We start from the raw sequence: 11,223 nt of genomic DNA, 5'->3' as shown, positions 1-11,223 counted from the left end.
TGCGATTCATTTTTCCTTAATTATTTTGAAAAAACTTTGTCAAAGTTATTTTGCTGAAACTTTACAACTTTGACAAAGTGGATGCTTTAATTTACAGTAGGGCAGGTTTGGGTATTGAAGCATTTCCAACCTGTTGTAGTTCCGTCGGTATTTATAGATAAACAATTATTTGTGGTGTCATAAACCATCATTCCTTTTACTGGGCTTGCAATATCTGTGGATGGGTTTGCTACTCTGTTCACTACAAATCCTTTGGTTTTGGATTCTAAAGCAGTCCAAGCTCCATTTCTTGCCATAGGCCAATTTCCATTATCTGTACCTGCTCTTCCTAAAGCGGTAATTCCGTGGATTGTTGGTAATGCTTCTGCTCCTGTGGTGGCGGGTTTGTAGCAAGCAAGGGAAGTGATATTAATTGGACTTGGACAAAATCTTTGTTCATTATTAAATCCTCCTGTTGATCCCGTCATTCCTATAATTACGTTCGGATTTCCTCCAAAATCTAAAGCCACCAAATCTCTAGTAATATTATATCTTTCAATTCCATCAAAAGTAACTCTCAAATTTTTTGTGGTGGCGTCCCAATTCACGGTAACATCATGCCAAAGTCCATCTTCTATATTACTTAAAAGGACATCACTTGTTCCGGGGATAATTCCAGTAGAATTATAATCTCCGTTATGATGTAAAGATAAATGATCTGCAGCAGGATCATTTGTTCCCAAGTCGGCATTTTGGTAAGTATCAAATTCTAAATCTACGGAAGGTGTAATTCCACCATATCCCAATCCTCTACCTGTTAACCCAGAAGAAGCACTTCCCACTCCTCTAATTACATAGGCCATACCATCTGCTCCATTCGCATTATTGGTTCCTAAATATACTTTGAAGGAATGAGAAATATTATTGTTGAGATTGTAATTAATATTAGACCAGGCCGTTCCGTATTGGTCATTAACAGCTCTTGTGATACGAATATTTCCCGAATCTATAGTAGCATCTCCTGCTAATGTATATTCGCTAGTGCCTCCACAGGCGAAAACATTTAGCAGAGCAGAACTGCTGGTTACATTTGCACAAGCATAATCAGATTGAGTAATGATTACTCTGTATAAATAAGCGTTAATGGTTACTGTTGCTCCTGTTATATTTAATGTGCTGGTGGTTGCATTAGAATAAACCCCTGCGTTAGAAATATTAGAATATGTAACTCCACCATCAATACTTACTTGCCATTGGTACTGTCTAGTTCCTGAACCTCCGGAAGCAACCACTGAAAAACTTGTATTATTCCCTGCTACAATTGATTTATTTGTTGGTTGAGTGGTAATACTACTTGCAGAACCAACTGTTTGAGAATTTCCAATACCTTGTCCTTGGTCTGCACCAATATCCGCTGCTCCTCCAGAATTTACAACAGTTGGAACTCCGTTTGCGTCTACACAAGTACTTCCTGCACATAGGTTTTGATTATTTGCCGAAGAACCTGTTCCTACTGTTAAGGTTCCGCCTACATTAACTAACATTGCCGTTGCAACATTTTCATCACCTTCAATTGCATCCAAGCACCCATCATTATCTGAATCTAAATCTAAATAGTTTGGAATGCCATCGCCGTCTGTGTCTGTATTACACGTAAATTGATATAGAGTGAAATTATCCATTGCAATATCAGCTCCAGTATCTCTATTTACTGTTTGTTGTACGGAAATGATTAGGTCAGTTGGTGAGGTAATTGTAAATGAATCGGTTTCATTATACTGCCATCCTTTATTATTCTGGGTAATATTATATAAAGTTTTTGTAGCAATTACAACTCCTGTGGAAGCATTTTTAACAACAAATTGATAGGAAGCGGTTTCAGGATTTGTATTAGTTAATTCCGCAAAGAAAGCTCCTAATTTATATTGACCTGGTGCAACAGCACTTAACGTTTTTGAAACCAATTCTGAACTGGTACTATTTCCATTTAAATTGGCGGTTATAGATTCGCACCACAATCCCGAAGAACCAAATGCATTAATTATCATATATGCACCAGAAGGAGCATTTGCACTAGCATAAGATGGTACAGCTCCTGAGATAATTCCAGTAGGTGTTCCCCAAGAATAATTGGTCATATTACCATTGCTCAACTTATAGGTTCCCGCTCTATTAGGGTTACCATCAGCATTGTCTGCTGTTCCAGATGAACATCCAGCAACGCCATCTAATCTCATATCCGTAGAAGGAGCAGTGGTCATGTTTTCATTAGCATAAACAGAACCAACAGTAGTAGTACATTCTACCGTATCAAGAATACCATCATTATCATCGTCTAGATCTATTATATTTAAAACGCCATCACAGTCTGCATCATCATAATTACCATTTCCCCCTGTACATGTTGAAGAGTAAACAGCGTCTTGTAAATCAATGTATAAATTTACAGTTTGATTATTGCCTCCTGTTCCAAATTGATTTCGAAATAAAAGGTGATATCCATAGACTGTAGTTCCTGCTGGTACGCTTGTAAAATATTGGCGTGGATTTATTGTTACAGAATAATAATTTGGGCTTGCTCCTGAATTTGTATCGGCTACTAATGGCACAGCAATTAAAGTAGAGGTATTGTTAATGTCTCCATAAGGATATTCCCATGTACTCAAAACATTGTCTGTTTCTAGAGCAATATACATGTAAATGGTGGTTTGGTTTTCAGTATAAAAGTTATTAACTACATCAAGATCATTAAAGTTAATTTGTATGCCTTGGTTAATAGTTCCTGTCGTAGTTTGAGTTAGGTTATTGGTTCCATCATAAGGAAAGGTAACCTGTTGCGCTTTAATAGTAGTTCCAATAAAACTAAACACAATTATTAAAGAGAGAAAGATAATATTTTTCATTTTTTACTGCTAATATTTTTTATAAAGTAATTTTTTGACCTAATAATTAAACAAATACAAATATTTGAGCATTAATAAATCTAAAACTAATAGTTGAGCATTGAATTTTATATTCAATACAATTATTTCAGAGATAGGTTTTTCTCATCATTTTTCCATAAATAATTGGATGAACTTTATGACTAAAAAATACTTCATTTTCAGTAGAGAAATATACATACCTTTTGAAGTAATTGATTTTGTATTTTAAAATCAAATCTAAATGTAAATCTAGATGATTTTCAAAGTGACTAAAATAGCCTTCAATTTCGTTGGTTTTTTCGTGCAAATTTGGATTATCCATTTAGTGAAAAATGTTTGGTAACACTCTTTTTATAGTAAAACATGGATTTCTAATGAACTTAGGGATAAATTCTCTTTTGGGAATTTTAATCATTTTAATTAACTTTTAGAAAACCCATGCAAAAATTTTATCCGATAAAAACTGAAATACAATATAACGTGCTGTAATATGTTAATAAATATTTAAAGTACTATTGTAGTGGGGTTACAACGATATCTAACACATCGTTTGATCCCTGTCCATAAATAACTCTAAATCCAGAGGTATCATCACTGTTCACACTAAGATATGATTTTAACAAAAATGTGTAATTACCTGGAGTTAACAACAAACTTCTACTTCCATTTAAAAAATATAATCCTGTAAGATCATTGCCTACTTTTGCTTTGTAGGGAAAAGAAGTAATGTCCAAAATATCATTATTGCTAAAGCCACTTCCTGCAGCAGCTGTTGGCATAGATAATATTACACCAATAAATTTATTGGTAGCTGTAGGTGGATTTCCTGAAGGAGTAATGGTGGAAATGTTATAAGTAACGGTATAATTGATATTTACCAAGGAGCGTTTTGTGAGATTCACAGAAATCGGGGTGATTAAATTTACCAAACCAGGATTTCCTATAGTAGCGTCTACTGTAACTGTTGAAATTGCATCTGCTTTACCACCTCCGCTTGCAAAAGTTGGGAAAAGTGAACTTCCTTGTCTTAAAGCTACATTTCCGCTATTGTCTGTTGTTAAGAAATTAATATTATTATTGTTGGTAGGAAGATTCTCGTGTCTTACGGTACCATCTGTATGTAAAATAGCAGTTGGAACGGGGGCGTTTATTCCAAGATTGCCATTGTCTAGAAGAGTAAATAATTCCTTAGAACTGCTGTTATTTATTTCTAAAGCCTTTGTGGCACTAGTATTTCCTTTAGAAACTAAATCTAGAGAAGCTGATGGTGTTTCAGTATTAATACCCACTTGACTAGATGATAGAGAGTAATAAAACATACTCACTAATAAAAGGTTTTTTTTCATTTTGTGTTAACTTGTAATTGTTTATTTGATAGCTTTAATATTTTATTGTTTTTAAATTTGAAAATCTGGTAAAACAAATCGTACTTATGTTTTACCAGTTAAATTAGAATTTCATAAGTTTGAATTGGTACAAGGAATTATTACTTCCTAAAGTGCCATAAATATTAGAACCACTTCCCAAAATTCTTCCGCCTCCATCTGAAAGTGTTGGTGCCATTGTAATAAATGTTCGATTCGTTGCCAAATCAATATATTCAATATTCCAACTAGGATCTAAATCAGGTATAGACACAGGAGTCCACGAATATTTGGTTGAAGCATCTCCTGTCCCAAATCTACCGAATGGATTAAGTCCTGCCACAAATATTCTTTTGTTTGTGGCAATTATTCCTCCACCAGAATCTGCTTCCATATCTACTACATATTCTCCGGCATTAAGAGTAAATGGGGTTACCGCAGTCAATGTATTTACGATACCAGTACCATAACCTATTCTATAGTTTTCTCCAGCCACAATAACTTTGCCGGTATTGGTTAATGCTATGGTTTGATAATAAGATATTGAAACTTTTACAATTTTTTCTCCAGAAGATAAAAATGGTGTAAAGGCAGAAGTTATATCTACAGGAGTAGAAACAACTTGAGTAAGACTAAACCCAGGAATATAATTGTAATAATGCCTTCCCCAAGCAAATATTTTACCATCTTTGTCTATTGCAACGAACATTCCATATACAAGATTGTTTTGATCGTTTCCAAACAATGCTACAATGTTGGAAAGCGATGTCACTTTAGTGAAAGCAGTCTGATTTGCCGTTGTTCCGTTGCCATTATGTCCATACAATCCGTATCCAGTGGTGTAAACATTTCCTTTGTCGGTTAGTAATGCTGTAGTGGCGCTTCCATTTATATTTGCTACAGAAAGCACTTTTTCATCTGCATAACTAAATGGCATTGGTGCTTCTTTAAAGCCTTGCACATCACAAGTGGCACAAGATGTTCCAGCAACACCAAGTTGCCTATATGTGTTTGATCCAGACACGTATAATTTGCCATCAGCTACAATAAAAGAACTACCAGAACCCGCTAATACATAAGAAGGTTTAATATTATATCTTTTATTTGCAGGATTCACCGTGCCATTACTTCCAGTTGCCCAAGAATTTCCAGCACCATAGAGATAGGTTGAGTTTCCTGTATAGGTAAAAAGTGAAAAGTAATCTCCTGAAGTCGTTGGTTTCTTATAATAACTACTTAAACTTGGAGAAGGGGGTGAAGATAACCAAAATTCCTTTCCAATTACAGATACACTAATCTCATTTTTTACCTGGTCTTTGTCTAGCAGGCAATTTGACCATTCATTCGCTGATTTGTATCTAATACATTGATTCAAAGAGTCATACACTACAGTAGCTTCTACCGCTGTAGAGTTTGCAGGGGTAGTTGTTACTTGTGCAGAATCTACAATAGGCATTACCAATCCCATTTTCTTTGCCTTGTTTTTGATATCCAAAACTCCCTGTGGGTTTGCCGTGTTTATCCCTACTTGTCCATAAAGTAAGACAGATAGTAAACTTAATATAACGATGATAGTTCTCTTTTTCATAACTTTTTTTGGTATTAATTTGAATTTATAAATACTTACTATTCAAACTAATAGGTGGGGCTCTTTGCGAAAACTCGAATACCTTTAATAATGTAATTTTCGAGTTATAGTTTGCGCAATTCTCATCGCTTAAATAAAATAAAAATGTGTTTTTAGAATAGACGTTTTCTCGACAAAATAATTTATAGTAATTCAATTCAATTAAATCATATATTTTAAATAGAGCATTTCTGTTAAAAATAGGTTCAATAGGGGTTTTAAAAATCTTTTTTCTATTTACTATCTTTTTATTAGAATAAAACTTGTTGTAATTAATTAGTTTTCTTCCTACCACAGTTTTTTTTATTGCACCAAAAACATCTTCCAAATCATTTTCAAAAGCCCTATTTATAATAGAAATGTTGTTTCCAAAATTTACGTTATCTATTTTTGAAACATTACTCGCTTTTTTCCTTAAAATAATATTTCTCCGTAAAGCATTTATCATTAAAATCTTTAAGATTTTAATTAGTAAATTCTTTTTTTTATTAGGAAACATTATTAAATTATTTATTTACGTAAAAATATGGTTTATCGTAAACTAATTTTTATAATTTTTTTTGATTACCGAAATGTGTTGATATTTATCAAACTAATTGATTATTAATAGGTTATAAATGCAATATCTAAATTAGTTTATTGTATTAGTACTATAAATGAATTTTTTACATTTATATTTGCAGTAACAATACATTTTAATGCTTTTTAAACTTTCAATTAAATAATTTTTATGGATAGTTCTAATAATAATGTTTTTGAAGAAAAAGCTTTATTGAAAAGATATTTTATCCACTTTCATTATGTTTTACTATTCATATTGGCATTTAATATACTTTGGCTATATTTAGAAAATAATATCCTATACAAGACTCTTTTTTTTGCATTTGTTTGTGACTTATTTGTCGTTACAGTAATTTATAAGTTAGATTTTGAAATTATCAATCCACTAGTAACTCCATATTTAATAGTAGTTTTTTTATTTCTTTGGTATTTTTCTTTGCTAAATTGGAATTCAAACCCAGCTACACTTTTTCTTACTATTCTTTTCCCTTTTGGAACTTATACGATCTTTTCAAGAAAAGTGGTAATCTATTGGAGTATTGCATCTGCTTTAGCCATATTTTTAACAATATTTTTTTTTAATGATTTATTTTCATTATCTCCTCCAAAAGAAAATGCAGCCTATGATAATATTAAAACTATTGTTTCTTTTGCTATTATTCTTGGATTTATATTTTATTACAATACTTTAATACTAAAATCAAAATATAATAGTAAATACAAGAAAAGACAGGATCAAAATTTAAACTTTTCTGCTTTGAGTGTAAGCGAAATAAGCGAAACGGATTACGAAGAAAAAGATGTTATTTTCTATAATGAATTGTTTAAGCAAATAGAGCAGCATTTTAAAACCACCATCCCGTGGAAGGATGCAAACTATAACATTCAAGATTTAGCTTACAGTCTGCAAACTAACAGCACTTACATCTCTAGAGCCATAAATTTAAATGCAAAAATGAATTTTAACAATTTTGTAAATTCATATAGGATAGAATTTTTAAAAAATGAAATCCATAATAAAAACTACACAAGATACAAACTCGCGTACTTATATTCACAAGCTGGATTTAAGCACCAGTCAACTTTTAATAGAGCTTTTAAAAAAGTTACAAAGATGACACCTTCGGAATATCTAAAAAATATTTCTACCATCAAAAAAAATTAATCCATTTTAAAAGGAATTTGCTTTGTTTCCTCTTTTAAAACTTGTCTATTATTAATGTTTTTTCTTTGCTAGAAATTTTTCACCGAAATAGTAAATAACCAAAAATCCGAGTGTGAACATGCAAATTCTAGCGAGTAAATCGCCTGTTCTGCTATAAAAAGTGAGTTGATTATAGAGTTGAATTGTTGCTGGAAGCGCGGTTTGATCGCCATAAATGGTGTCTGACAAAACGTCGCCGCGAGCGTTGATGTGTGCAGAAATTCCGCTGTTTGCAGAGCGCGCTACTTCCCGCCTGTTTTCTATGGCGCGAAGTCTTGCATAAGCCATCAATTGCTTGTGACCTTGCGAAAATCCCCACCAAGAATCGTTGGTCATAATGGCTAAAAAATTAGCGCCGTTTCTCACATATTGTGTAACGTAATCGCCATAAATGCTTTCGTAGCAAATGATTGGGGCTAATTTTCCTTTGTTATAAGGATTTGTGAAAACTTTTCGGGTTTTATCCATTCCCAAAGAAGCGGTTGTGCCGCCCAAATTTATCATCGCATTGCCCAAAATTGGCTTTAAAATATTGATGTAGGGAAACATTTCTACGCCAGGAACGAGTTTTCCTTTGTGGTAAACTTCTACGTTTTTATTGGGCATTATTTGTACGGCAGAATTAAAACTGTCCACGTAATAACCTTGCGGGTTGAGATAAGCAGTTTCAGATTTTGATTCTTCGTTGGGATAGAATTTGTGGGAAGAAATACCGGTAACAAATATAGAATTTGGGTGGTTTTTTAAAAAATCTTTTACATTATTTAAAATCAAACTTTGCTGAAAACCTGTTTCAGAAATAGAGCCATAGCCGGGAAGTGCCGTTTCTGGTGCAATGAAATAATCTATTTTTGCGCCCGGTTTTACTTCGGCTAATTTTAATAAATCATTTGTGATTGTGAGACTATCTGTGGTATATTTTTCGGAATAAGGATCGAGTTCTGGTTGCAATAAATCTACTTTTACTTCGCCGATTGGTTTTTCATCAAAGCTATTGTAATTAATTACAGAAATTAAAATAGGTATAAAAATAATGACGGATAGAATGGCCAAATTTTTATATAAACTTTTAGGAATTCTTCCGGCTTCCCAAATTCTAAATGTATAAAATGCAAAAACATTAATGAGCAAAATCCAAAAAGTGCCGCCTGTTGCGCCAAAAGTATCATACCATTGAATCACTTTTGGGTAATCTGCAAAGGCATTTCCTAAATTGAGCCAGGGCCAAGAAAATTGCCAAGTTAAAGTTAATTGCTCCATCGACATCCAAATCGCGACAAAAAAGACCAATCCGAAATAAGTTCCTGCAGCATTTTTGTATTTATGATAAATTAAAAATGTAACAGACATAACCGTAGAATTAAACAAAACCGGGAAAATAACTGCCATTAAAGAATGGCTTCCGTCTGGATTTAGAGCGTTGTAAAGCCAACCAGTGGTGAAGATATTCCAAATCATAAAAGACAAAAAACTCAAACCGAAAACCGCTAAGGATTTTCTTTTTATTTTGCTGAATTTTGAAATGTCGTGTTCCATCATGAGCAAAGGAACAAAGGCGAAAAATATAAAAAACGGAATGCCGTAAGTGGGCCAAGAAAGACTTAAAAGCACACCGGAAATGAGACTGAGAATGAGGTATTTCATATGTATTTACTTATTTTTTTAAAAAACATATGTTATCGCCTGTCCGAATTAAACATCATTTTTGAACAATATTTAAAGGCGATTTCATAAAAATATTTGAGCGTAAAATTACGAAAATTTACTCTTTAAAGATTTCTAAATTAAAACCATTTTGTCATTCCGTAGGAATCTCAACCGCTAAGATTCCTACGGAATGACAAAATTGTATTTTAAAAATTTTAAAATTTTTTTAAATAAAGGACTTTACCAATTCTTTATTCAGATTATTAACCGCTTTTTTTAAAATCTCGTAAGATTTTAATTTTGCTTCTTGGCTGTAAATATGCGATGTAACCATCAATTCATCCACATGAAAAGTGTCCTGAAAATCTTTTATTTGTTGCTCAATACTTTCAGGATTTCCGATGAAACTGTATTTTAATTTATGCAGAATGGCGGCTTTTTCCATCGGATTCCAGATTTCATCCATATCTTTTGATGGCGCTGGAAAAGGTTTTCTGTCGTTTCTAATGATATTTAAAAATGCTTGATAAAGTGTGGTTGCTACAGATTTTGCTTCATCTTCAGTTTCAGCAGCAATTCCATTAACACAAGCAATTACATAAGGTTTATCTAAATATTCTGAAGGTTGAAAATTTTCCCTGTAAATATAAAACGCTTCGCGCATCATTTCTGGAGCAAAATGTCCGGCAAAAGCGTAAGGCAATCCGAGTTCTGCCGCTAAATAAGCGCTTTCAGCACTTGATCCCAAAATATAAATTGGAATATTTTGTCCTTCGCCGGGAATGGCGCGAACGGCTGCAGAAGCATTATCTGCAGAAAAATAATGTTGCAGTTCAAAAATTTGACTTGGAAAATGTTGGTTGATGTTACTTGGATTTCTTCCCAAAGCCTGCGCGGTTAAACCATCTGTTCCGGGCGCTCTTCCAATTCCTAAATCTATTCTTCCGGGAAATAAACTTTCCAAGGTTCCAAATTGTTCCGCGATTACCAAAGAACTGTGATTGGGCAACATAATTCCGCCAGAACCAACACGTATTGTTTTCGTTCCATTCGCCACGTAACCAATTAAAACGGAAGTGGCCGAACTCGCAATACTTGCCATATTGTGGTGTTCTGCAAGCCAAAAACGTTCGTAGCCTAATTTTTCTATATGTTGCGCAGTTTCTAAAATTTCATTAAAAGTTTGTTTTAAACTTCGGTTTTCTTTCACCGTTGCCAAGTCTAAAACAGAAATTTTTAATTCAGTATTTTTCATGAAATAAGTTTCACAAATTTTGAACCAAATAAATTTTTGTGACAGAAGGGCAAAATCAATTCAAAATCAAAATTTTTTAATGGAATAAACTCATTCCCGCGCCTAAAATCCCAAACAAAAAAATCAGAACGTAAAACCCTAAAATAACAAGTGTAAAAATCCCAATAAACTTGTAATGTGATTTTAAATATCGAAAGGCATCAGTTAAAGTGCGATCATCATTAGTGTTTAATGCAGTTTTCATATTACTTGCAAAGCGATTTAAGTAGTAAACCGGCATAAAATATAAAAGCCCTATAAGCAAATAAAATACTGCAATACCCACACCCATAAACCCACCGCCAAACCTACTACTCATAACCGAGGAACCAAATCCGAACATCATAAAAAAGACAGCAAATACAACGATAAACGCAATACCGATAAAACCTATAATTGAGAGAAAATTTGCCCATTTAGCAATTTCCTTTAGAAAAGATTTTATTGAGGTATTTAAACTAAGGTCATCGAATTTTTCAAAATGAGATTTTTCTTCCATAATAATTTTTTTTAATGGTTATTTTATCTGTTAAAAATATAAAATTAAATTGAAAAACTATTTAAATAACTATTTTAGGGTTAAATTGTCAATAATAAAATAGGAATAAAAACTTTTATTTAAA

Annotated in this window: 8 protein-coding genes; 1 reads left to right on the top strand and 7 read right to left on the bottom strand. The window is 32.9% G+C overall.

Annotation, left to right across the window (positions count from 1 at the left end; translation table 11 throughout):
• Positions 1 to 86: 86 nt before the first annotated feature.
• From C4S29_RS09965 to C4S29_RS09950, 4 genes are all read right to left on the bottom strand, one after another.
• Positions 87 to 2,882, bottom strand: a complete 2,796-nt coding sequence (locus C4S29_RS09965) for an L-type lectin-domain containing protein (RefSeq protein WP_103913935.1) — start codon at positions 2,880 to 2,882, stop codon at positions 87 to 89.
• A gap of 127 nt (positions 2,883 to 3,009) precedes the next feature.
• A complete protein-coding gene (locus C4S29_RS09960; RefSeq protein WP_103913934.1) occupies positions 3,010 to 3,225 on the bottom strand; it encodes a hypothetical protein in 216 nt (71 codons plus the stop codon).
• Between the two features lie 190 nt (positions 3,226 to 3,415).
• Positions 3,416 to 4,249, bottom strand: coding sequence for a hypothetical protein (locus C4S29_RS09955; RefSeq protein WP_146063303.1), 834 nt, complete (start codon positions 4,247 to 4,249; stop codon positions 3,416 to 3,418).
• A gap of 103 nt (positions 4,250 to 4,352) precedes the next feature.
• Positions 4,353 to 5,735: an RCC1 domain-containing protein gene (locus C4S29_RS09950; protein ID WP_103913932.1), complete on the bottom strand. Its 1,383-nt coding sequence runs from the start codon at positions 5,733 to 5,735 to the stop codon at positions 4,353 to 4,355.
• 889 nt (positions 5,736 to 6,624) lie between these two features.
• Between C4S29_RS09950 and C4S29_RS09940 the strand changes: the two genes are divergently transcribed.
• Positions 6,625 to 7,620, top strand: a complete 996-nt coding sequence (locus tag C4S29_RS09940; RefSeq protein WP_103913930.1) for a helix-turn-helix domain-containing protein — start codon at positions 6,625 to 6,627, stop codon at positions 7,618 to 7,620.
• 51 nt (positions 7,621 to 7,671) lie between these two features.
• Here the strand turns inward: C4S29_RS09940 and lnt are convergent, their stop codons facing one another.
• The 3 genes from lnt to C4S29_RS09925 form a co-directional block, all read right to left on the bottom strand.
• Positions 7,672 to 9,303 (bottom strand): apolipoprotein N-acyltransferase, encoded by a 1,632-nt coding sequence (gene lnt, locus C4S29_RS09935; protein ID WP_103913929.1) that lies wholly within the window; start codon positions 9,301 to 9,303, stop codon positions 7,672 to 7,674.
• Positions 9,304 to 9,532: 229 nt separating this feature from the next.
• On the bottom strand, positions 9,533 to 10,561 hold the full coding sequence (locus C4S29_RS09930) for an LLM class flavin-dependent oxidoreductase (protein WP_103913928.1): 1,029 nt from the start codon (positions 10,559 to 10,561) through the stop codon (positions 9,533 to 9,535).
• Positions 10,562 to 10,637: 76 nt separating this feature from the next.
• The gene (locus C4S29_RS09925) at positions 10,638 to 11,099 is read right to left on the bottom strand and encodes a DUF5362 family protein (protein ID WP_103913927.1); all 462 of its coding nucleotides are present in this window, start codon (positions 11,097 to 11,099) and stop codon (positions 10,638 to 10,640) included.
• Positions 11,100 to 11,223 lie beyond the last annotated feature (124 nt).

Source organism: Halpernia humi (genome assembly GCF_900108025.1).
Lineage (GTDB): Bacteria > Bacteroidota > Bacteroidia > Flavobacteriales > Weeksellaceae > Halpernia > Halpernia humi.
This window is presented reverse-complemented; position numbering and strand designations above follow the sequence as displayed.